Source organism: Methylosinus sp. sav-2 (assembly GCF_004366495.1).
GTDB lineage: Bacteria > Pseudomonadota > Alphaproteobacteria > Rhizobiales > Beijerinckiaceae > Methylosinus.
Map to the genome: position 1 here is coordinate 1160994 of NZ_SOEJ01000001.1, position 22183 is coordinate 1183176.

At 60.5% G+C, this 22183-nt stretch carries 29 protein-coding genes; 27 read left to right on the top strand and 2 right to left on the bottom strand.

The genetic code is table 11. From position 1 onward, the window contains the following. Positions 1-73 precede the first annotated feature (73 nt). Complete coding sequence (locus tag EDE12_RS05450) at positions 74-553, bottom strand: hypothetical protein (protein ID WP_024881148.1); 480 nt, start codon at positions 551-553, stop codon at positions 74-76. Between the two features lie 402 nt (positions 554-955). On the opposite strand from EDE12_RS05450, the gene nifB reads away from it, so the two are divergent. From nifB to EDE12_RS05520, 14 genes are all read left to right on the top strand, one after another. Continuing rightward, positions 956-2515, top strand: a complete 1560-nt coding sequence (nifB, locus tag EDE12_RS05455; protein WP_024881147.1) for a nitrogenase cofactor biosynthesis protein NifB — start codon at positions 956-958, stop codon at positions 2513-2515. 85 nt (positions 2516-2600) lie between these two features. Then, a complete protein-coding gene (locus EDE12_RS05460) occupies positions 2601-2897 on the top strand; it encodes a 4Fe-4S dicluster domain-containing protein (RefSeq protein ID WP_348625823.1) in 297 nt (98 codons plus the stop codon). Further along, positions 2894-3247 carry an iron-sulfur cluster assembly accessory protein gene (locus tag EDE12_RS05465; protein ID WP_024881146.1) on the top strand — a complete coding sequence of 118 codons (354 nt, stop codon included), beginning with the start codon at positions 2894-2896 and terminating at the stop codon, positions 3245-3247. The genes EDE12_RS05460 and EDE12_RS05465 overlap by 4 nt, the downstream gene beginning before the upstream one ends. A 17-nt stretch (positions 3248-3264) precedes the next feature. Beyond that, positions 3265-3807 (top strand): hypothetical protein, encoded by a 543-nt coding sequence (locus EDE12_RS05470; protein ID WP_024881145.1) that lies wholly within the window; start codon positions 3265-3267, stop codon positions 3805-3807. After that, positions 3797-4606, top strand: coding sequence for a 4Fe4S-binding leucine-rich repeat protein (locus tag EDE12_RS05475; protein ID WP_026599438.1), 810 nt, complete (start codon positions 3797-3799; stop codon positions 4604-4606). The genes EDE12_RS05470 and EDE12_RS05475 overlap by 11 nt, the downstream gene beginning before the upstream one ends. Then, entirely contained in the window at positions 4603-4899 is a 297-nt protein-coding gene (locus EDE12_RS05480; protein ID WP_024881143.1) for a nitrogen fixation protein NifZ, read from the top strand. The genes EDE12_RS05475 and EDE12_RS05480 overlap by 4 nt, the downstream gene beginning before the upstream one ends. Further along, positions 4896-5120 (top strand): nitrogen fixation protein NifZ, encoded by a 225-nt coding sequence (locus tag EDE12_RS05485; protein WP_024881142.1) that lies wholly within the window; start codon positions 4896-4898, stop codon positions 5118-5120. Before EDE12_RS05480 ends, EDE12_RS05485 begins: the two co-directional genes overlap by 4 nt. Positions 5121-5204: 84 nt before the next feature. Then, complete coding sequence (gene nifT / locus EDE12_RS05490) at positions 5205-5408, top strand: putative nitrogen fixation protein NifT (RefSeq protein ID WP_026599437.1); 204 nt, start codon at positions 5205-5207, stop codon at positions 5406-5408. Between the two features lie 3 nt (positions 5409-5411). Further along, a complete protein-coding gene (locus EDE12_RS05495) occupies positions 5412-5675 on the top strand; it encodes a hypothetical protein (protein ID WP_024881140.1) in 264 nt (87 codons plus the stop codon). Between the two features lie 6 nt (positions 5676-5681). Beyond that, a complete protein-coding gene (locus EDE12_RS05500; RefSeq protein ID WP_024881139.1) occupies positions 5682-6833 on the top strand; it encodes a DegT/DnrJ/EryC1/StrS family aminotransferase in 1152 nt (383 codons plus the stop codon). 247 nt (positions 6834-7080) lie between these two features. Beyond that, the gene (locus EDE12_RS05505) at positions 7081-7386 is read left to right on the top strand and encodes a 2Fe-2S iron-sulfur cluster-binding protein (protein ID WP_024881138.1); all 306 of its coding nucleotides are present in this window, start codon (positions 7081-7083) and stop codon (positions 7384-7386) included. Between the two features lie 20 nt (positions 7387-7406). Continuing rightward, on the top strand, positions 7407-7622 hold the full coding sequence (locus EDE12_RS05510; RefSeq protein WP_024881137.1) for a hypothetical protein: 216 nt from the start codon (positions 7407-7409) through the stop codon (positions 7620-7622). A gap of 79 nt (positions 7623-7701) precedes the next feature. Then, positions 7702-8562, top strand: coding sequence for an SIR2 family protein (locus EDE12_RS05515; protein WP_245267395.1), 861 nt, complete (start codon positions 7702-7704; stop codon positions 8560-8562). 45 nt (positions 8563-8607) lie between these two features. Next, complete coding sequence (locus tag EDE12_RS05520; protein ID WP_024881135.1) at positions 8608-8940, top strand: (2Fe-2S) ferredoxin domain-containing protein; 333 nt, start codon at positions 8608-8610, stop codon at positions 8938-8940. 135 nt (positions 8941-9075) lie between these two features. Here the strand turns inward: EDE12_RS05520 and EDE12_RS05525 are convergent, their stop codons facing one another. After that, entirely contained in the window at positions 9076-9501 is a 426-nt protein-coding gene (locus tag EDE12_RS05525; RefSeq protein WP_024881134.1) for a response regulator, read from the bottom strand. Positions 9502-9909: 408 nt separating this feature from the next. Between EDE12_RS05525 and nifH the strand changes: the two genes are divergently transcribed. The 13 genes from nifH (at position 9910) to nifS (ending at position 22176) form a co-directional block, all read left to right on the top strand. After that, a complete protein-coding gene (gene nifH, locus EDE12_RS05530; protein WP_024881133.1) occupies positions 9910-10797 on the top strand; it encodes a nitrogenase iron protein in 888 nt (295 codons plus the stop codon). An 81-nt stretch (positions 10798-10878) separates the two neighbouring features. Then, the gene (gene nifD / locus EDE12_RS05535; protein WP_024881132.1) at positions 10879-12345 is read left to right on the top strand and encodes a nitrogenase molybdenum-iron protein alpha chain; all 1467 of its coding nucleotides are present in this window, start codon (positions 10879-10881) and stop codon (positions 12343-12345) included. 125 nt (positions 12346-12470) lie between these two features. Continuing rightward, the gene (gene nifK, locus EDE12_RS05540) at positions 12471-14030 is read left to right on the top strand and encodes a nitrogenase molybdenum-iron protein subunit beta (RefSeq protein ID WP_024881131.1); all 1560 of its coding nucleotides are present in this window, start codon (positions 12471-12473) and stop codon (positions 14028-14030) included. A gap of 129 nt (positions 14031-14159) precedes the next feature. Next, the gene (gene nifE / locus EDE12_RS05545; RefSeq protein ID WP_026599435.1) at positions 14160-15830 is read left to right on the top strand and encodes a nitrogenase iron-molybdenum cofactor biosynthesis protein NifE; all 1671 of its coding nucleotides are present in this window, start codon (positions 14160-14162) and stop codon (positions 15828-15830) included. 9 nt (positions 15831-15839) lie between these two features. After that, entirely contained in the window at positions 15840-17237 is a 1398-nt protein-coding gene (gene nifN / locus EDE12_RS05550; protein ID WP_026599434.1) for a nitrogenase iron-molybdenum cofactor biosynthesis protein NifN, read from the top strand. Between the two features lie 15 nt (positions 17238-17252). After that, the gene (nifX, locus tag EDE12_RS05555) at positions 17253-17663 is read left to right on the top strand and encodes a nitrogen fixation protein NifX (RefSeq protein ID WP_024881128.1); all 411 of its coding nucleotides are present in this window, start codon (positions 17253-17255) and stop codon (positions 17661-17663) included. Continuing rightward, the gene (locus EDE12_RS05560) at positions 17656-18123 is read left to right on the top strand and encodes a NifX-associated nitrogen fixation protein (protein WP_024881127.1); all 468 of its coding nucleotides are present in this window, start codon (positions 17656-17658) and stop codon (positions 18121-18123) included. Before nifX ends, EDE12_RS05560 begins: the two co-directional genes overlap by 8 nt. A gap of 19 nt (positions 18124-18142) precedes the next feature. After that, complete coding sequence (locus EDE12_RS05565; RefSeq protein WP_024881126.1) at positions 18143-18343, top strand: CCE_0567 family metalloprotein; 201 nt, start codon at positions 18143-18145, stop codon at positions 18341-18343. Beyond that, positions 18343-18663, top strand: a complete 321-nt coding sequence (gene fdxB, locus EDE12_RS05570; protein ID WP_083967343.1) for a ferredoxin III, nif-specific — start codon at positions 18343-18345, stop codon at positions 18661-18663. Before EDE12_RS05565 ends, fdxB begins: the two co-directional genes overlap by 1 nt. A gap of 4 nt (positions 18664-18667) precedes the next feature. Continuing rightward, positions 18668-19345 (top strand): nitrogen fixation protein NifQ, encoded by a 678-nt coding sequence (locus EDE12_RS05575; protein WP_024881124.1) that lies wholly within the window; start codon positions 18668-18670, stop codon positions 19343-19345. Between the two features lie 222 nt (positions 19346-19567). Further along, a complete protein-coding gene (locus tag EDE12_RS05580) occupies positions 19568-19888 on the top strand; it encodes an iron-sulfur cluster assembly accessory protein (RefSeq protein ID WP_024881123.1) in 321 nt (106 codons plus the stop codon). Positions 19889-19910: 22 nt separating this feature from the next. Next, positions 19911-20963 (top strand): Fe-S cluster assembly protein NifU, encoded by a 1053-nt coding sequence (gene nifU / locus EDE12_RS05585; protein WP_026599433.1) that lies wholly within the window; start codon positions 19911-19913, stop codon positions 20961-20963. 10 nt (positions 20964-20973) lie between these two features. Next, positions 20974-22176 carry a cysteine desulfurase NifS gene (gene nifS / locus EDE12_RS05590; RefSeq protein WP_024881121.1) on the top strand — a complete coding sequence of 401 codons (1203 nt, stop codon included), beginning with the start codon at positions 20974-20976 and terminating at the stop codon, positions 22174-22176. Positions 22177-22183 lie beyond the last annotated feature (7 nt).

Below are 22183 nucleotides of genomic sequence, written 5' to 3' on the forward strand. Positions count from 1 at the left end.
GAATGTTTAGCAACTAACATGCCGTCGCCGTGGCAATTCTTCGCTCCGCTCCCGGCGGCGCGCCACCCCGGCTTCACGCAACCCCTTGCGCGAGCTCGTAGATTACCGTCCAGCCGACGTGGCCCGGCGGGTCCAGCACCTGCAAAATCCCGAGGTTTTCCATCGCTTCCGCCTTGTTGCCCCGCTTCAGCTGAATGAAGCTCAAAGCCTTTAAAGTGTACAATGCGAAGCGCTCGGCCGTGCCCGGCGCCGTTTCTTTCGGCGGCCAGCTATGCGGGTCGAGCGCCCAGCCAGCTTGCCGCGTCGCCTCGGCGAGGCCCTGATTGGCCACGGTCCAGGCGACTTCCAGATTCCCCATATAAGTATGAATCTTATAAAGGCAGTAATAGGCCGGCAGCTCATGGGGAGACAGCTCTAGCGCCTCACGGAACAATTCGTCCGCGCGCGCTCGATCGTTCCGATAGGCCAGGACGCCTTTTTGCAAGAGTTCATTGACGGCGGGCGAAAGCTCGCCGAAGTCGACGAGATCGTTTTCACGGGTGAGGTCGTTCATAACGCGCCCGCAAGCAAATCTCGCGCCAATAAAAGGCCGCCGGGCGCCGCGCGCGATCGAGGGACCGAGCGCAACGCCCGAAACGAGGGCGATCAAGGCCACATGGAGAGAGCGATATTGCGCCGTTTCCCTGGGCTCGCGCGGGTTTTGCGTCGAAGTGTCGCGTTCGCGACAGCTGGTTCTGACGCTTTCCGACATGTGTCGGTATTTGGACAGGTTCCAAACAAACGACAGTTTTCTCATAATTTCAGGTCTTTAGGTCATCAAATCAGCATGGCATGCTTGTTGCGAACCTCGTGCCCGGACACCGCTTCCGCGACAGCGCCGGTGCAATGGCAGACGGATATGTCGCGACTGCGTTCCGCAAGGGTTTGAAACTCTTCAAATCGTGAGGAACCGAACATGGAATCTCTATCTACTGAAACCGTCGACATCGGCGGGGCTGAATCGATCGACGACGTGATGCAGAAGGTCGCTGAGCACAAGGGCTGCGGCACCTCGGGCGGCAGCGGCAAGGCGAGCTGCGGCACGGCGGCTGGTGAAAACGACCTGCCGCAGGAAATCTGGGACAAGGTCAAGAACCATCCTTGCTACAGCGAGGAGGCGCATCACCACTACGCCCGCATGCACGTCGCTGTCGCTCCGGCGTGCAACATCCAGTGCAACTACTGCAATCGCAAATATGATTGCGCCAATGAGTCGCGCCCTGGCGTCGTCTCCGAGAAGCTGACGCCCGAGCAGGCCTCCAAGAAGGTTCTGGCCGTCGCGTCGACGATCCCGCAGATGACCGTTCTCGGCATCGCCGGCCCGGGCGACCCGCTCGCCAATCCGGAGAAGACCTTCAAGACCTTCGAGCTGATCGCCGCGACTGCGCCGGACATCAAGCTCTGCCTGTCGACGAATGGTCTGGCTCTGCCGGAGCATGTCGATACGATCGCCAAGTACAATGTCGATCACGTCACGATCACCATCAACATGGTCGATCCGGACGTCGGCGCGCAGATCTATCCCTGGATCTACTGGCAGCATAAGCGCATCTATGGCCGCGAGGCCGCCGAGATCCTGACGCAGCACCAGATGCGCGGCCTCGAGATGCTGACCGAGCGCGGCATTCTGTGCAAGGTCAACTCGGTCATGATCCCGGGCATCAACGACAAGCATCTCGTCGAGGTGAACAAGGCCGTGAAGTCGCGCGGGGCGTTCCTGCACAACATCATGCCGCTCATCTCCTCCCCCGAGCACGGCACCGTGTTCGGCCTCAACGGCCAGCGCGGCCCGACGGCTCAAGAGCTGAAGGCGCTGCAGGACAGCTGTGAAGGCGAGATGAACATGATGCGCCATTGCCGCCAGTGCCGCGCCGACGCGGTCGGGCTGCTCGGCGAGGATCGCAGCGCTGAGTTCACGACCGACAAGATCATGGCCATGGAAGTGACCTATGATCTCGAGAGCCGCAAGGCTTATCAGACGAAGGTCGAGGAAGAGCGTCTGAAGGTCGCCGCCGCCAAGAACGCCGAGCTGGCGACGCTCGCCGGCGAGGACAATGTCGACATCAAGATCCTGATCGCCGTGGCGACCAAGGGCTCTGGCCGCGTCAACGAGCACTTTGGCCACGCCAAGGAGTTCCAGATCTACGAGCTCAGCACCCATGGCGCGAAGTTCGTCGGTCATCGTCGTGTCGACCTGTATTGCCAGGGCGGCTATGGCGAGGAGGACAGCCTCGACACGATCATCCGCGCGATCAACGATTGCACGGCCGTGTTCGTCGCGAAGATCGGCGGTTGCCCGAAGAACGATCTGGTCAAGGCCGGCATCGATCCGGTCGATGAATTCGCCTTCGAGTTCATCGAGCAGTCGGCGATCACCTACTTCAAGCGCTATCTCGACAAGGTGAAGACCGGCGAGATCGAGCACAAGGAGCGTGGTGACGCGACTCTCCGTCAGGGCGCCTTCATCACGGCCTGACACGGAAGCGATCGGCATTCGCCACTAAAGAAGCGCGAGCCGCCGAGCGGCCCGCGCTTCAGTCAAGACCGCGGATGCGCGGAGAATTAGAGCTCGAGAGAATCGGCGATTCTTCAGCTCAGTGACGGCTCGATGGAGGAGCAAGCAAATGACCTACAAGATCGTTGCTTCGCAATGCACGTCCTGCTCGGCGTGCGAGGCGGAATGCCCCAATGTGGCGATCTCCGAGAAGAACGGAACCTTCGTCATCAATCCCAAGAAGTGCACCGAGTGCATCGGCTATTTCGATGTGCCGCAGTGCGTCGCGGTGTGCCCGGTCGATGACACCTGCGTCATCGACAACTCGCTCCCGCGGTATCAGGCGGCCGGGGGCGCGGCATGAATATTCAATTCACTCCCGCCGCGGAAAAATTCATCCGCCGCCTCGTCACGTTCGACGGCGGTCCGGGCTTCGGTCTGAGCCTCCACGTCTCTCCGGGCGGCTGCTCGGGCATGAGCGCGGAATTCTCGGTTCAGCCGGCTCCGCGTGAGGGCGAGCAGGCGTTCGACTTCCCGAGCTTCAAGCTGTTTCTGCCGGCGCAGAGCCGCCTGCTGCTCGATGGCGTGACGATCGACTTCAAAGAGACGGCCACCTCCACCGGCTTCTCCTTCATCGATCCCAAAGCGAAAGCCTGTGGGTGCTCCTCGACGACGCAGACCGTCGTCGAGCTGCCGGAGCTTCCCGTGGCGTGAGTGGATAGGAACGCTTCATGTTGAACGGAGATGGCGCTCTACGCAACGAGGCCTTCGATACGGGAGACGAGATTCTTTCTTCTCCCGTCTTCGGCGCCGGATTGCCGGCGGAAGCCGAGCGTCATCTCCGCGAAGCGGCGCTTTCCTACCATCTGGGCGATGTCGCAGAACAGCATTTGTTCGAGGCGCGTCGCGCGGCCCCGACCCATGTGGCGGTGCTGATCGGACTCTACCGGTTTTACTTCTACAAGAACCGTCTCGAGGACACGCTCGAGATCGCCAAGACGTGCCTCACTAGGGCGGCGATCGATAATTCCCTGCCGCTCGACTGGCGCGAGGTCCGAAAAGGCGACGCCGACTTCGCCAATTACGAGGCGGTGCTGCCACGCTTCTTCATGTTCGTGCTCAAAGGCTATGCGTATCTGCAGATGCGCATGGGCGAGCATGAGGAGGGGCGAGAGGCGGCGCAAAAGCTGCTCGAGCTAGACCCGACCGATAAGGTCGGCGCGACCTTGCTGCTCACCGTTCTCGCGCAACGGGAGGCCGAGGATGCCGACTGACGAGATCGACGAGGCCATCGACTGGCAAGGCGTTCCCGTCGATTGCGGGGCATGCCCCCATAAAGAGCTCTTGGCCGAGGAGCGTTGCAAGCCGCTCCGGGCCTGTGTCTTCGACCGCTATGCGCGTCGGATCGACCGTTTCTTCGATTGGAATCCGGAACTGGCGCGTCATTTTCTCGCGCATCCCTATTTCGAAGTGCGCGCCTGGGCCGCCAAAGCCGCCGAGATATTCCTCCTTCCGGCGCTTTTGGACGATCCCGAAGAAACCGTTCGCTGGAGCGCCGCGCGGCGCCTTCCTGATCGCTATCTCCTCAAGCTTCGCAATGATCCGCATCGCGAGGTGAGGATCAGAGTGGCGCATCGGCTCGACCCCGTCGATCTGCTGCCGATGATCGAGGATCGCGACTATTATGTCCGCCAGGTCGTCGCGCGTCGCATCTCGCCGGATTTGCTCGTTCTGATGATCGACGACGACGAGGTCGAGGTAAGACGCGTCGTCGCGCAGCGCATCGCGCCGCAAGCGCTGAAGCGGATGACGACGGACGCGGACGCGGCCGTTCGCTTCGAGGCGGCGCAGCGACTCGACGTCGCGCAGCTGCCGGATCTCATCAGCGATCCGGACTGGCGCGTGCGCTATGAGGTGGCGCAACGCGCAGCCCTCGCAGACATTCGACTGCTTCTCTCCGACGAGGACCCGATCGTGCGCGAGACCGCTGAAGCGCGGCTCGGCAAAACGCCCGATCCGTCCGGCCGGAAAGTTTTGGAGCGCAACCACAGCCACATCGAGGAACGGATATGAGCAACATCAACCGTGACGACGGCTCCGTCGAGCTGAACGATCCGCCCGCCTTCAACTATGGCGAAAAGGTCAAGTCGAAGAAGGTGGTGCGAAACGACGGCACCTTCCCGGGGAAGGACGTCGGCGAGATTCTCGTCAAAAAAGGCGAGATCGGCTATGTCTCGAGCATCGGCACGTTTTTGCAGCAATTCTACATCTACGGCGTCGAGTTCGTGGAGACCGGCTATAAGGTCGGCATGCGTAAAAAGGAGCTCGAGCCCGTCGAGGTCGCGACCCAAGAGGCGGCTCAATGATCAAATATGACTGGGGCATGCGGGTGCGCGCCACCGTTGATCTCTTCAACGACGGCTCTCATCCGGGGCATGAGCCCGATGCGCTGCTCGTCAAGGCGGGCGACCCCGGCGAGATCGTTCAGATCGGCCAACATGTCGAGAGCGACACGCCAGTCTATATCGTCGAGTTCGGCGAGAAGACCGTGATCGGCTGCCTCGAGGAGGAGATCGAGCCCGTTTGACGCGCTGATTTTCCACACGACTCGCGGTATGAACATTGCTAAACGACAAGGGTCAACCTAACAGCGAGGCGCAGTGTGAAAGTCATGATCCGCAGAGGCTCCGACGGCATTCTTTCGGCCTATGTGCCGAAGAAGGATCTCGAAGAGCCGATCGTCGAACAGGGGAGCCCTCAATTGTGGGGCGGCACAGTGACCCTCGCCAATGGTTGGGTGCTTCAGCTGCCGGAGATGGCGCCGGAAACGTCGCTTCCGATCACGGTCGAAGCCAAGAAAATAAGTGGAGACTGAAAAATGCCGATCGCGACCGAGCAACTCGAGGCGATCGACGCGACGCTCGCGACGGCGGCCGCCGATCAGGCGGCCGTTTCCGCTCTGAGACAAGTCGCACCCGGCCTCACGGCGATGAGATGCGACAAGGCGGATATTCAGGACGAGACGCCGTTTCGCACCTATGAGAACTGCGATTTGTTCCTGATCGACGCCCGCGACCATTGCGTCAAGATCACAGCGGATCCGACCGTCGCCACAGGATTGGTGGTTGCCCCGAAAAGGTGAGCGAGCATGCAGACGTCCCTTCTGCCGATGAATGATCCGGACCTCGCCCAGAGTGATCTGGATGCGGTCGTCGAGACGATCACTTCCCCGCGACTTTCCGCGGGACCCAAAGTCGAAGAATTCGAGGCGGAGTTCGCCGCATATCTCGGCCGCAAGCATGCGATCGCCGTGTCCAGTGGGACGATCGGCCTTTTGCTGACCTTGCGCGCCTATGGCATCGGCCCTGGCGACGAGGTTGTCGCCTCCGCTCATTCTTTCCGTGAGACGACGCATGCGATCGCGCTCTCGGGCGCGCGGCCGGTGTTCGCGGACATCGACTATTGGGCCGGCACTTTGGCGCCTGAAAAGGCGGAAGCGGTCATTACCGACAAGACCAAGGCGATCGTCGCCGGCAATTCCAACGGACATCCGGCGCCTTGGGAGCCGTTTCGCCAGCTCGCCGAAGCGAAAAAGCTGATCCTCATCGAAGATTCGACCGAGGCCATCGGCTCCATATACAAGGGCAAGCTGGTCGGCTCGTTCGGCGATTGCTCGGTGTTCGACTTTTCTCAGCCCGGCGTCATCGCCTGTGGCGAGGGAGGCATGATCGTCACCGATGACGACGACCGCGCCTCGGCGATCCGTAATCTTCGCAGCCGGCGGATCGCGGAACGGTCCTCGGTGGTGCTCGGCGCCTATCCTCCGATGCAGGCGGCGATGAGCGACATCACCGCGGCGCTCGGTCTCGCGCAGTTTCGACGCCTGGAGCTGCTGCTCGCGCGCCGCACCAGGGTCGAGCGCTGGTTCTACCAATATGTGAAGTCATTCGAAGGGATCAAAGATCCCTATATCGCGCCCGACGTCGAGGAGGTTCACTGGTTCCTCTATGTCGTGCATCTCGGCACGCGTTTCTCGCGCTCCAGCCGCGATCAGATCATCGAAGATTTGCAGACGGAGAAGATCGACGCCGCGGCCTATTCGCATCCGCTGCATTTGCAACGCTACTATTTCGATCTCGGCTATCGGCGCGGCAATTTCTTCGTGACCGAGAAAGTCGCGGATCGCGCCGTCGCGCTGCCGTTCCACGCTCATCTGACCGAAAGCCAGATCGCTTTCATCGTCGGCACGATGAAGGACGCTTCGATCAATATCGGCGCAGGAGCCGCTATTTATCTGTAAAAGTCGCGCCGGCCTCGAGCCGGCGCGTCCATTGCCGTGACGTCATTGTCCAGAAACGGACGAGACCTGATGCGCGAGTGGCCGAGAGTGGCCGAAACGCGCGAACGAAAACTCCCATCACACCAAAATGCTGCGCATTTTTGCCTGCGATGTGTCCTGTCGCGCGCGCAGCTGCACGAAATTTAGAGTGGTTCGAAACTTGCTGGAAAGAGGGCGTGAGGACCTTTGGCAAGGAGGAGTGAACGACATGCCGGTACTGACCATTCTGCCGTCGGGCAAAACCATCGAAGTTGAGCCGGGCAGCAGACTCCTGGACGCGATTCTCAAAGCGGAAGAGAAGATCCAAAGCAAATGCGGTGGCGAGGCCAAATGTGGCACCTGCCATCTTTTCGTCCAGGAAGGAAAGAAGAGCCTGTCGAAGACAACTCGCGCCGAAAACGAGCAGTTGGACACGATCGTCGGCGTGGGCTCGAAATCGCGTCTCGCTTGCCAAGCCAATTTCGGAACCGAGAACGTCACGGTCGAGCTGCTCGGCTTCGACTCGGGCCGCTGACAACTGGAGGGGGAATCAAGATGAGCGACGCAACTGTCATCATTCATGTCCGCTTTTTCAATGACGGCACCGTGCAAGAGATCGGTGAGCGTCCGGCGAGCCTTTCCAGCCAGGAGTGGTTCACCAAGCTGACGAACGCATACGCCATGGACTACATGGCGCTGTCGGGCGGTCGCGGCGCCTTCAAGCTGACGCCGGAAAAGCTGGACGTCGCCAAGAGCGCCACGCTTCAGTGACAGTACAGGCAATCCGGGTTCGACGAGAGGAGAAACACAAGTGCTGAGCGCAATCAAAACGGGGTTTGAGCGAGGCCTCGTGATACCCTATCTCGGACCCGGCGTGCTGACGCTGGCGACGGGCGGGAACCCTGTTCCCGCCTCCCCCGAAGAACTGGTCGTGCAGCTGACCAAGGCTGCGACCGTTCCGCACAAAATCCGCAATAATCTGACCGCTGCGGCCCAATACATCGAGAATTTCAAGCATCGCAAAACAATCTCCGCCGCGATGAAGAAAGCTTTCGAGGTGTCGCCCGATCCGAGCGTCCTGCACAATTGGATCGCCGAGCGGCCGCATCTGCCGCTGGTCGTCAATGCGTGGTACGATGATCTTCCGCAGAAGTCTCTCGCGGTGCGCAAGAGCTGGGGCGTTGTGCAAGGCGTGTCGCAAGCCGAACATTTCGGCTATTGGGTGAATTATTTCCGACCCGACTTGTCGCTCGTGCCAAATAAGGAATTCGTCCGAGACGGGTCTGGCGCAAAAGCTCCGGCGGAGGCTCCCGAAGAAACGTTGTCTTGGGAGACGCTGCTCTATCAGCCGATCGGCTCAGTCACACCGGCTGCGAATTTCGTCATCTCGGACTCCGACTATGTCGAGGTCCTGACAGAGATCGACATTCAGACGCCGATCCCGGAAGCGGTTCAATCGATCCGCAAGGGTCGCAGCTTTCTCTTCCTCGGGTGTCGCTTCGCCACGCAGCTCGAGCGCAATTTCGCTCGGCAGATCATGAAGCGTTCTTCGGATCAGCATTGGGCTGTGATCGAAGGCCCGTTGACGAAAAACGAAGCGAAGTTCCTCGCGGAGCAGAACATCACGCGCATCGAGACGCCGCTCGCCGAATTCGTCGCGAGCCTCACCGGGCAGCCGGTCGTCGTCTCGACCGCCGACGCAGCGGCTTGATCGGCGCCAGCGTCGTCGGAGATCAGTCAAATCCAGGACAGAAAAATGCTCGAAGAACTTCCGGTCGTGTTCAAATACCATGTGTTCACATGCTTTCAGCAACGTCCGCCGGGACATCCCCGCGGTAGCTGCACCACTTCCGGCGCGAAGCCGTTGTGGGATCGGCTGCAGGCCAAGCTCGGCGCTCAGCCTTTGCCCGATGTCTCGATGACGGCGACGGGATGCCTCGGCTTCTGCCGCGCCGGCCCGCTGATGGTCGTCTATCCGCAAGGCGTTTGGTATGCGCCGCGGACGGAGGCGGATATCGATGAAATCGTTCAGTCGCATTTCATCGACGGAAATCCTGTCGAGCGCTTGATTATCGTGCCGCAGCTCTAACGACGACGTAAAGAGAGTTCGAAAACGCCCGCGGTCTCCGCGGGCGCTTTTCGTTTGTGAGGCGCGCAAAATTGGAGCACCTAAAACAAAAAGGCCGGAGCAAGCGGCTCCGGCCTCGATCGCATTCGTCGAGTGTCAGAGAACAGTCAACGGAATGGCGACTCCTTGACGACGGCCCAGAAGAACGTCCACTTTCTGCCGCACGAACTCGACGGTCAGCGGCTTCACGATATAGCCGTGAGCGCCCGCGGCCTGGCTCTCTTTGCCGAAGCCGCTCTGAAGCGAGTCGACGATCACCAGCACCTTCACGCCGGATATGCGTTGCGGAATTTCCTTCAACATAGGAAGGCCCGCCGCCTTCACGACATTTTCCGCCAAAATCAAAAGATCGGGCTTCGCCGAGGCGGCCTTGTCGAAGGCGGCGTCGAGGCTTCCGACCTCATGGGTCTCGTATTCGTCGTGCAGCATGAACTGAAGCGCCGCCCGAATGATCTCGTCGTCGTCGACCACGAAAATGCGCTTGTTTTCGACCGCCCTGGACGTTTCGACGCCGATTTGCATCTCGCCTGCTCCGTAGTTTGACTGCCCGCTTTGTAAGCAATCGCTATGCCGTGCCAATGCCGACAATCCCGACGACGCTTGTCCGATTCTTACAATAGTTCCGAACGAGCCTGTCGCCTAAATGCCCTTCGTCCGATTCCGAGCATCACTGTCGGCTTTGACACACCCCCGCAGGCGCTCCGACCCGCAAAGCTAACTATTTGATTTACCGTAGTCTATTGACCTCTCCGAGGGGCTGGCACGCTGCTTGCGAGACAGGGCCCGCAAGGCGAGTGGCTGCGGATTGGGCGGCCCCGATCACAAAGGGGGCGATCAAGCAACCGGCGCCGGGCTCGGTCGGTAAAGACGACTTCGGCCTGCGCACCGTGCGCGCCGATCGCAATGAAACGGTATCTTAAGGAGACAGAAATGTCAGAACTTCGACAGATCGCGTTCTACGGCAAGGGCGGTATTGGCAAGTCCACGACCTCCCAGAACACTCTCGCGGCTCTCGCCCAGCAGGGCAAGAAAATCCTGATCGTCGGCTGCGATCCCAAGGCCGACTCGACCCGTCTGATCCTGCACGCCAAGGCTCAGGACACCATCCTCTCCCTGGCCGCCGAGGCCGGTTCGGTCGAGGATCTCGAGCTCGAAGACGTCATGAAGGTCGGCTTCGAAGACATTCGTTGCGTCGAGTCCGGTGGTCCGGAGCCGGGAGTTGGCTGCGCCGGCCGTGGCGTTATCACCTCGATCAACTTCCTCGAGGAGCAGGGCGCTTACGACGGCGTCGACTACGTTTCTTATGACGTGCTCGGCGACGTGGTCTGCGGCGGCTTTGCGATGCCGATCCGTGAGAACAAGGCTCAGGAGATCTACATCGTCATGTCCGGCGAGATGATGGCCATGTATGCTGGCAACAACATCTCCAAGGGCATTCTGAAGTATGCCAACTCCGGCGGCGTGCGCCTGGGCGGGCTGGTCTGCAACGAGCGCCAGACCGACAAGGAGTACGAGCTGGCCGAGTCCCTGGCCAAGAAGCTCGGCACTCAGCTGATCTACTTCGTGCCGCGCGACAATATCGTTCAGCACGCCGAGCTGCGCCGCATGACGGTCATCGAGTATGCGCCCGATTCCGTGCAGGCCGGTCACTATCGTTCGCTGGCCGAGAAGGTCCATGCCAACAAGGGCAATGGCATCATCCCGACCCCGATCACCATGGACGAGCTCGAAGATCTCCTCATGGAGCATGGCGTGATGAAGGCCGTCGACGAGTCGCAGGTCGGCAAGACCGCGGCTGATCTGGCCGCGATCGCGTAATTCGCCTGAAAGTCCAAGGCCCGGCCTCATACGGGGCCGGGCCGTTCTTTCAGACACGGTTAACTGGAAAGGGATGGCGTCATGAGCCTGGCTCAACCCGAATCGATCGAAGACCTCAAGGCGCGCAATAAAGCGCTGATCAAAGAGGTTCTCGAAGTTTATCCTGAAAAGACGGCCAAGCGCCGCGCGAAGCACCTCGGCACGTTCGAGGATGGCAAGCCGGATTGCGGCGTGAAGTCCAACATCAAGTCGATCCCCGGCGTGATGACGATCCGTGGCTGCGCTTACGCCGGTTCGAAGGGCGTCGTGTGGGGCCCGATCAAGGACATGATCCACATCAGCCACGGCCCGGTCGGCTGCGGTCAGTATTCCTGGGCGTCTCGTCGTAACTACTACATCGGCGTGACGGGCATCGACACCTTCGGCACGATGCAGTTCACCTCGGACTTCCAGGAAAAGGACATCGTGTTCGGCGGCGACAAGAAGCTCGCCAAGCTGATCGACGAAATCCAGGAGCTGTTCCCCCTCAACAAGGGCATCTCCGTTCAGTCCGAGTGCCCGATCGGCCTGATCGGCGACGATATCGAGGCGGTCTCCAAGGCGAAAACCAAGGAGTACAACGGCCATACGATCGTCCCGGTTCGCTGCGAAGGCTTCCGTGGCGTGTCGCAGTCGCTCGGCCATCATCTGGCCAACGATGCGATCCGCGACTGGGTGTTCGACAAGATGGAGGGCAAGCCCGCTCTCTTCGAATCGACGCCTTATGACGTTGCGATCATCGGCGACTACAACATCGGCGGCGACGCCTGGTCTTCGCGCATTCTGCTCGAGGAAATGGGCCTCCGCGTCGTTGCGCAGTGGTCGGGTGACGGCACGATCGCCGAGCTCGAGGCGACGCCTCGCGCGAAGCTCAACGTGCTGCACTGCTACCGCTCGATGAACTACATCTCCCGTCACATGGAAGAAAAGTACGGGGTTCCGTGGGTCGAGTACAACTTCTTTGGTCCGTCGAAGATCGAAGAGTCGCTGCGCAAGATCGCCAGCCACTTCGACGACAAGATCAAGGAAGGCGCTGAGCGCGTCATCGCCAAATATCGTCCGCTGATGGACGCGGTGATCGCCAAGTACCGTCCGCGCCTCGAAGGCAAGAAAGTCATGCTGTTCGTCGGCGGTCTCCGCCCGCGTCACGTGATCGGCGCCTACGAGGATCTCGGCATGGAGATCGTCGGCACTGGCTATGAGTTCGGCCACAACGACGACTATCAGCGCACGACTCACTATGTGAAGGACGGCACGCTGATCTATGACGACGTGACCGGCTACGAGTTCGAGAAGTTCGTCGAGAAGATCCAGCCCGACCTGGTCGGCTCTGGCATTAAGGAAAAGTACGTCTTCCAGAAGATGGGCGTTCCTTTCCGTCAGATGCACAGCTGGGACTACTCCGGCCCGTATCACGGCTATGACGGCTTCGCGATCTTCGCTCGCGACATGGACATGGCGATCAACTCGCCGGTCTGGAAATTCGCCAAGGCGCCCTGGGCGGCTTGATCGACTGAGTTGCAAACGCTCTCTTCGCGAACGGGGTATCCCCCCGTTCGCGTTGGAGAGACCGAGGCCGGGTCGCCGCCTCGGTCCGAGAGGGCGGGCGCTCGCGGACAACGAGGGGAATCGACATGCCACAGAATGCAGATAACGTCCTCGATCATTTCAACCTATTCCGCCAGCCGGAATACCTCGAGATGTTCGAGAAGAAGAAGAAAGAGTTCGAGAATCATCACCCCGACGCCGAAGTCGAGCGCGTCCGCGAGTGGGCCAAGACGAAAGAGTATCAGGAAAAGAACTTCGCTCGCGAAGCTCTGACCGTCAATCCGGCGAAGGCCTGCCAGCCGCTCGGCGCGGTGTTCGCCTCGCTCGGTTTCGAGCAGACGATCCCGTTCGTCCATGGTTCGCAGGGCTGCGTGGCCTATTATCGTTCGCACTTCTCGCGTCACTTCAAGGAGCCGACCTCTTGCGTCTCCTCCTCGATGACGGAAGATGCGGCGGTGTTCGGCGGCCTCAACAACATGATCGACGGCCTGGCCAACACCTACAATATGTATAAGCCGAAGATGATCTCCGTCTCCACCACCTGCATGGCGGAAGTCATCGGCGACGACCTGAACGCCTTCATCAAGACGTCGAAGGAAAAGGGCTCGGTCCCGGCCGATTACGACGTTCCGTTCGCTCACACCCCGGCCTTCGTCGGCAGCCACGTCACCGGCTACGACAATGTGATGAAGGGCATCGTCGAGCATTTCTGGAACGGCAAGGCGGGCACCGCTCCCAAGCTCGAGCGCGTTCCGAACAATTCGATCAACTTCATCGGCGGCTTTGACGGCTATGTGGTCGGCAATATCCGCGAAGTGAAGCGTATCTTCGAATCGATGGGCGTCGAATATACGATCCTCGGCGATCCGAGCGATGTGTGGGATACGCCGACCGACGGCGAGTTCCGCATGTATGACGGCGGGACGAAGCTCGAGGACGCGGCCAACGCGATCCATGCGAAGGCGACCTTCTCGATGCAGCACTTCTCGACCGAGAAGACGTTGCCGCTGATCGCCGCGAGCGGCCAGGAGACCTACTCCTTCCATCATCCGGTGGGTGTCCGCGCGACCGACGAATTCCTGATGAAGGTTTCGGAAGTCACCGGCAAGCCGATCTCGAAAGAGCTGACTCGCGAGCGTGGCCGTCTCGTCGACGCGATCGCCGACTCTTCCGCGCATCTGCACGGCAAGCGTTTCGCCATCTATGGCGATCCGGACCTCTGCTATGGCCTGGCCGCCTTCCTGATGGAGCTCGGCGCCGAGCCGATCACCGTGCTCGCCTCCAATGGCGGCAAGCTCTGGGAAGAGCAGATGAAGCAATTGTTCGCCAGCTCGCCGTTCGGCAAGAACTGCACTGCGTATGCCGGCAAGGATCTCTGGCATTTGCGTTCGCTGCTGTTCACGGAGCCGGTCGACTTCCTGATCGGCAACACCTACGGCAAGTATCTCGAGCGCGACACTGGCACGCCGCTGATCCGCATTGGCTTCCCGGTCTTCGATCGCCACCACTATCACCGCTATCCGGTGTGGGGTTATCAGGGCGGCCTGAACGTCCTGGTGTGGCTGCTCGACAAGGTGTTCGACGAGATCGACCGCAACACCAACGTCGTCGCGAAGTCGGACTACAGCTTCGACATCATTCGCTGACCTTCACGAGCTTCCGCCGGGTCGCAATCGACCCGGCGGAACAACAAGAGCCTGATCCGTCGGGTTGATCGCCGCGCCAGCGCAATGAGTGCGCCGAGTGGGAGGCGATGGCCATTGCAGGAGGCGCGGATGAGCACGCTGGCCGCAAAAGTTCAAGAAGTTTTCAACGAGCCCGGTTGCGACAAGAACAAGGGCAAATCCGAGAAAGAGCGAAAGAAAGGCTGCACGAAGCAATTGGCGCCAGGCGCCGCAGCCGGTGGATGCGCTTTCGATGGCGCCAAGATCGCTCTTCAGCCCATCACCGACGTCGCCCATCTCGTTCACGGTCCCATAGCCTGCGAAGGCAACTCCTGGGACAATCGCGGAGCCAAGACATCTGGCTCCAGCCTCTACCGCACCGGCTTCACGACGGATATCGGCGAGACCGACGTCGTCTTCGGCGGTGAGAAGCGCCTCTACAAGTCGATCAAAGAGATCATCGACAAATACGATCCGCCAGCGGTCTTCGTTTATCAGACCTGCGTTCCGGCGATGATCGGCGACGATATCGATGCGGTCTGCAAAGCTGCCGCGAAGAAATTCAACAAGCCCATTATCCCCGTGAACTCGCCCGGCTTCGTCGGGCCGAAGAATCTCGGCAACAAGCTCGCGGGCGAGGCGATTCTCGAACATGTGATCGGGACGCAGGAGCCGGAATATACGACGCCCTATGATATCAACATCATTGGCGAATATAATCTGGCGGGTGAGTTGTGGCAGGTGAAGCCTCTGCTCGACGAGCTCGGCATTCGCATCCTGTCCTGCATTTCCGGCGACGGCAAATATAACGAGGTCGCCTATTCCCATCGCGCCAAAGCGTCGATGATGGTTTGCTCGAAAGCCATGATCAACGTCGCTCGCAAGATGGAGGAACGCTACGACATCCCGTTCTTCGAGGGGTCGTTCTACGGCATCGGCGATATGAGCGATTCGCTTCGCGAGATCGCGCGGCTTCTCGTCGAGCGGGGCGCTCCGGCGGAGCTGAAGGATCGCACCGACGCAATCATCGAGCGCGAGGAAGCGCGCGCCTGGGCGCGCATCGCTCCCTATAAGGAGCGCCTCACTGGCAAGAAGGTTCTGCTCATCACGGGCGGCGTCAAATCCTGGTCCGTCGTCGCAGCGCTGCAAGAAGCCGGCATGGAGCTCGTCGGCACCAGCGTCAAGAAGTCCACCAAGGAGGACAAGGAGCGCATCAAGGAGCTGATGGGTCAGGACGCCCATATGATCGACGATATGACGCCGCGCGAAATGTATAAAATGCTCAAAGACGCGCAGGCGGATATCATGTTGTCGGGCGGCCGCTCGCAGTTCATCGCGCTCAAGGCCAAGATGCCCTGGCTCGATATCAACCAGGAGCGTCATCACGCCTATGCCGGCTATGAGGGCATGGTCGAGCTCGTTCATGAGATCGACAAGGCGCTGTTCAACCCCGTATGGGAGCAGGTTCGTCGTCCGCCGCCGTGGCAGGAAACGACCTGGGAAGAGCGAGCGAACGCCGCGATTGCCGCCGAAGCGGCCGAGCTCGCGGCTGATCCGGTCAAGGCCGAGCAGGTGCGTCGTGAGAAGCGTGTCTGCAAATGCCACAATGTGAATGTCGGCGCCCTCGAGGACGCGATCGTGGCGGGTTCGTTGACCACTGTCGATGCGCTGGCCGAGGCGACCCACGCAGGCACGGGTTGCGGCGGCTGCCGCGACACCATGGAACAGATGATCGAGGCAGCCAACGCCGGTGGCGCGGTTCCTGCATCGAAAGCGGCGTGAGGCGCTCCGATGGCTAGAGTCGAAGTTTCCAAAAAGGCCTGCGCGGTCAACCCGTTGAAGATGAGCCAGCCGATCGGCGGCGCGCTCGCCTTCATGGGCGTTCAGGGATGCATGCCGCTGCTGCATGGGTCACAGGGATGCACATCTTTTGGGCTTGTGCTGTTTGTTCGACATTTTCGTGAAGCCATTCCACTTCAGACGACCGCGATGAGCGAAGTCGCCACGGTGCTGGGTGGTTTGGAGAATGTCGAGGAGGCGGTCGTCAATATCGCGAAACGCGCCAAGCCCGAGATCATCGGGATTTGCTCGACCGGCGTGACCGAGACCAAAGGCGACGACGTAGACGGCTACATTCAGCTCATCCGCCAGCGTCATCCGGAGCTCGATCACATGGGCATCGTCTATGTGTCGACTCCCGACTTCAAGGACGCTTTCCAGGATGGTTGGGGCAAGACGGTCTCGAAGCTCATCGAGGCTTTCGTGCCGGCGAATGCAACTCCCATTCAGCGTGCGCCGCAGAGGGTGAATGTGTTGCCTGGGTGCCATCTAACGCCCGGCGATATCGACGAGCTGCGAGACATTATCGAAAGCTTTGGGCTCGAGCCGACCTTCTTGCCCGATCTCTCGGGATCGCTCGACGGGCATCTGCCCGAGGATTTCACGCCGACTACGCTCGGCGGCACGACTCGTGACGCTATGGCGCAGATGGGTTCCGCCGCTTGGACGATCGCGGTCGGAGAACAGATGCGCTTGGCGGCGACGACATTGGAGCGGCGCGCCGGGGTGCCCTTCGTTCTCTTCGATCGCCTCACCGGGCTCGCGCCCAATGATGAGCTTATCGAGTTTCTCTCACGCATCAGCGGCCGTCCTGTGCCGTTGAAGTTCAAGCGGCAGAGAGGGCAGCTCGTCGACGCCATGCTCGACGGACATTTCCATTTCGGCGCCAAGAAGGTGACCATCGGCGCCGAGCCGGATCTTCTCTTCGCGATCGGTTCATGGCTGATCGAGATGGGCGCGAATGTTACGGCCGCGGTGACGACGACCCATTCGGCCGTGCTCGAAAAGCTCGCGATCGATGAGGTTCTGATCGGCGATCTCGAAGATTTGGAAAATCGTTCGAAGGGCACCGATTTGATAATGACCCATTCGCATGGGCGTCAGGCGTCGGAACGTCTCGGCGTGCCGCTCTTCCGACTCGGCCTTCCGACTTTCGATCGTCTCGGCGCAGGTCACGAGCTGACGGTCGGCTATAGAGGGACGCGGACGCTGATCTTCAATATCGGCAATATGTTCATTTCGCAGGCGCATGAGCCCGGTCCGGACACTTGGCGCCGCGAAGATGAGAATGTCACGCATTTCGGGGGCGAGCCGGCTCCCGAGCTGGTTCAAATAACCGCGATGGCCTGACCACGAGGAGGCAGCATGAAAGTCGCATTCGCCACCCAAGACCTCGAACGCGTCGACGCCCATTTCGGTTGGGCGAAGAATATCGCGATCTACGAGCTGACGGCCGATGGATATAGCTTGGTCGAGACGATCCAGTTCCAGGGCGATCTGCAGGAAGACGGAAACGAAGACAAGCTTCAGCCGAAGCTCGAGGCGATCAAGGATTGCGCGATTCTCTACATTGCGGCGATCGGCGGCTCCGGCGCTGCGCGCGTGGTGGCGTCCGGCATTCACCCGATGAAGGTGGCGCAGCCCGAGAACATAGTCGATCTGCTGGAGAAGCTGAAGGTTGTCCTGCAGGGCGCGCCGCCGCCGTGGCTGCGCAAGGTGATTACGAAGGGCCAGGAACGTACCTTCGATTTCGAGGAAGAGGCTGCAAATGGCTGAGACGGAGACGATTACGGCGAGTGATGCGGCTGACAGCATCTTCGTCAAGGAACTCATCAAGCAGTGGCGCGCGCAGGACACGCACGGCACTTGGGAGAACAAGAAGGACCTCGATCTCATCAAGCCGTATATCGTCGACAAGGAAGCGCGTAAGGCGCTCCCGCTGATCGGCGATCCGGATCCCGAGATCCTCTGGCGCGTCGAGCTCTTCTACAATGCGGTCGCTCTGTCGATCGAGCGCGCCACTGGCGTGATGGTTCAGCCGATGATCAAGATGAGCCACGAAGGCTTTGGTCGTCAGGTTCTCATCGCTGGACGCCTCATCGTCGTCAATAAGCAGCTGCGCGACGTTCATCGTTTCGGCTTCGACAATCTCGACAAGCTGTCTGAGGAAGGCACCAAGCTCGTCAACTCCGGCGTCGAGATGGTCGAGAAGTTTCCGGAAGTCGCGCGTTACTGATTTCGAAGGAGAGTGGAAAATGAGCTCCGTCGACGAGCTGAAGGCCGAGATCAAGAAGCTCTCTGCCAAAGCGACAAATATGAAGATGAATCTGCACGACCTCTCGGAAGAGCTGCCGATCAATTGGGGCACGATTCTCACCGTCGCGCAGGAGGCCTATGAGGCGTATTCGGCTCTCGAGGCCGCGCGCCAGAAGCTCAAGGAATTGGAGACGGCGTGATGGGAGCGTTCAAAACGAGAGGCGGCGCCGATTGGACGCCGTCCTATCTGACAGATATCAACCCCGCGACCTGTATCGGCTGCGGACGTTGCTTCAAGGTCTGCCCGCAGGACGTGATGGCGCTTTATGGCGTCGATGCGGAGGGAACCATCCTCGGAATCGTCACTGACGGTGACGATGACGATGATTTCGACGGCGAGCTCAATCGGAAAATCATGAAGGTCGAAAGGGAGCAGGATTGCATCGGCTGCTCCGCGTGTTCCAAGGTGTGTCCGAAGGACTGCCAGACGCACGTCCCCGTGGACCAGCTGGCCGGCTGATCCGATGGCTTTTCTCTCCGAGGATCGTCGCACGGAGAGCAGGCTCGGGCAGCCCGGTCTGGATTCGACTGACATTTACGTGCGTTTGCGGTCGCGTCCGAGTGATTTCGGACGCGACGACCCGTTTACGGCCCATGTGTTCTGCTGCGTGTTGGCGCTGGGTCTGAGCGAGGCGGCAGGGCGGCCCGGTGGGCTCGCCCAGTCTCTCGCGCTCGGGCGGGAAGAGATGGCCCGGCTGATAGATCGTTGGGCGCCCGAGGCACGTTTGCTGCTGGATTTAGCGGCGGAGCCCGAGGCGATCGAGCTGGATGACGAAGAAGATCAAATTCGGCAATTATTGTTGCGATTTCGCGGCGACGCGTCGGAGGAGTCGGGCTGGCTCGCCTCGATCCTCACAAAACGGTCTATGTCCCCACGGCATTTGTGGCAGGACCTCGGGCTCGCGAAGAGGGACGAGCTCGGCCGTTTGATGCAGGAGCGCTTTCCGAGCCTCGCATCGCGTAATGTCAATCATATGAAATGGAAAAAGTTTTTTTATCGCTCCTTGTGCGAGATGGAAGGCTTTGTTCTTTGCGCGGCCCCGACATGCCGGGAATGCAGCGATTTCCATGACTGCTTCGGCGACGAGAGTGGCGAGAGCGCCTTAGCCCGCCTGTCTCATGGCAAGCCCTCGAATTCCTGATCGATCTCGAGATTTGGCGCCCTTTTTCAGCGACAAATGCCGCTGAAATCGCGGAATTTCATGCATTTCGAAGGACAATCGCCATCCGTGTCGGAACTCCGACATTGTGGGAATGCGAACAGCCGCGAGCCCTGCGAATCGACTGATTCAGGATGGTAAACCCGTGTGGCATAGCGGTTGCTTCCTCTATGACGGATAGTTTTCCGGGAAGAGGTTAAGCAAATGATCGAACTCACAGACAACGCGCTGAACGCGGTGCGTTCGGCAATTTCGGGCGCCGGGCAGGAGGTCGAGGGTCTGCGCATCATGGTCGAAGCGGGCGGCTGCGCGGGTTTCCAGTATACGATGGGCCTCGTCAATGAGAGCAACCCCGCGGATCATGTCTTCGAGCGCGACGGCGTGAAGGTTTTCGTGGAGGAGGGCTCGCTCGCTTATCTCGACGGCACGCGCGTCGATTTCGTCAGCGGTCTCGAGGGTGCGGGTTTCACCTTCGACAATCCCCAGGCCAAATCCAGCTGTTCCTGCGGCAAGTCGTTCGGTTGATCGTCTTCGGGGGAGAGCGGCGATGTGGGAATATTCCGACAAGGTCCAGGAGCATTTCTTCAACCCTAAGAACGCTGGCGTTCTCGACGGCGCCAATGCGGTCGGCGAGGTCGGCGCCCTTTCCTGCGGCGATGCGCTCAAGCTGATGCTCCATATCGACCCTGTGACGGAGATCGTTCTCGAAGCCAAATTCCAGACTTATGGCTGCGGCTCTTCGATCGCTTCCTCCTCGGCTCTGACCGAGCTCGTCATCGGCAAGACGCTGGAGCAGGCGCGGGCGGTCACCAATCGCGACATTGCGGATTTCCTCGGAGGGCTTCCGCCGGAGAAAATGCATTGCGCGGTGATGGGGCATGAAGCGCTTCAAGCGGCGATCGCCAATTTTCGCGGCGAGGTCTGGCGGCCGGAGCACGAAGAGGCGGCGCTCGTCTGCAAATGTCACGGCGTCGATGCGAGGGCGATCGAGCGCGCGATCCGCGACAATGGTCTGTCGACGGTCGAGCAGGTCGGCGCCTTCACCATGGCGGGCACCGGCTGCACGACCTGCTATGAGCAGATCGAAGATATTTTGCTTCGGGTAGCGACCGAGGCTGCGGCTGCGTCTGCCGCTTCAGCGGCTCCGCAGGTGGCGGAAATCGCACGTCCAGAGACGGTGGCGGCCGCTCCGGCTCCGGCTCCTGTCGCGCCGCGGCCGGGCTCGCTCAATCTTTTCAGCGCCGCCGTGCGGGCCGCGTCGACAGCGCCGGCTCCTGCGAAGCCGATCGTGCGGCCAGCTGCGGAATCTTCGCCGCTCTCCCCGGCCTCGCCGCTTCCGCCGCCTTCGGCCGGTATGACGAATCTGAAGAAGATTCGACTGATCGAGGAAACGATCGAAGACCTCCGCGTCTATCTGCGCAAGGACGGCGGCGACTGTGAGCTGATCGACGTCGACGGCTCCAACGTGCTGGTCAGTCTCACCGGCGCATGTGTGGGCTGTCAAATGGCGAGCGTCACTGTCTCGGGAATTCAGGAGCGGCTCATGGCCAAATTGGGCGTGCCGATTCGCGTGATCCCGGTCGGTCGCAACGCTCATTGAGGAGTGCGTCATGAAGGCGATTTATCTCGACAATAACGCGACGACCCGAACCGATCCGTCGGTGGTGGATGCGATGCTCCCCTTCTTCACGGAGCATTTCGGCAACGCCTCTTCGGCTCACTCTTTCGGGGCGGAGGTCGGGACCGCGGTGAAGGCCGCGCGGCAGCAGCTTCAGCAGCTGCTCGGCGCGACGCATGACCACGAGATCATCTACACCTCGGGCGGCACGGAGAGCGACAACGCAGCCATTCTATCGGCGCTCGAGGCGCTGCCGGATCGCAATGAGATCGTGACGTCCAAGGTCGAGCATCCCGCGATTCTGTCGCTCTGCGAGCATCTCGAGAAAACCGGCCGCGCCAAGGTTCATTTCATCGGCGTCGACGGTTCCGGCCAGCTCGATATCGAAGCCTATCGCGCCGCGTTGTCCGACAAGGTCGCCGTCGTGTCTCTGATGTGGGCGAATAATGAGACCGGGACGATTTTCCCGGTCGAAGGCCTCGCCGAGCTAGCTAAGGAGCATGGCGCTCTGTTCCATACAGACGCTGTGCAAGCTGTCGGCAAGACCCCGATCTCGCTCAAGGACAGCGCGATCGACATGTTGTCGCTGTCGGGCCACAAGCTACACGGTCCGAAGGGAATCGGTGCGCTCTATGTGAAGAAGGGCGCGCGTTTCAAGCCGCTGATCCGCGGCGGTCATCAAGAGCGAGCGCGTCGCGGCGGCACGGAGAATGTGCCAGCGATCATCGGCCTCGGCAAGGCGGCGGAGCTCGCGCTCCAGCACATGGCCGAGGAGCAGGGCCGCGTGAAAGAGCTGCGCGATCGGCTGGAGAAAGCGGTTCTGCAGCGCGTTCCCAATTGCATCGTCAATGGCGATCGCCATGACCGTCTGCCCAACACGACCAATATCGCTTTCGAATATGTCGAGAGCGAAGCGATCCTGCTGCATCTCAATCGCGGGGGCGTCGCTGCTTCGTCGGGCTCGGCCTGCACCTCGGGCTCCATGGAGCCGAGCCATGTGCTTAAGGCGATGGAGATTCCCGAGGCTGCGCTGCATGGCGCGGTGCGTTTCTCCTTCTCGCGGGACAATGTGTCCGAGGATGTCGATCGCGTCGTCGAAGCCCTGCCGGGGATTGTCGAGAAGCTGCGCGAGATGTCTCCTTTCTGGGCGGATGCGGAGAAGAAGACCAACGACTCCAAGCCCGTTTTTGCGTGATAGGCGG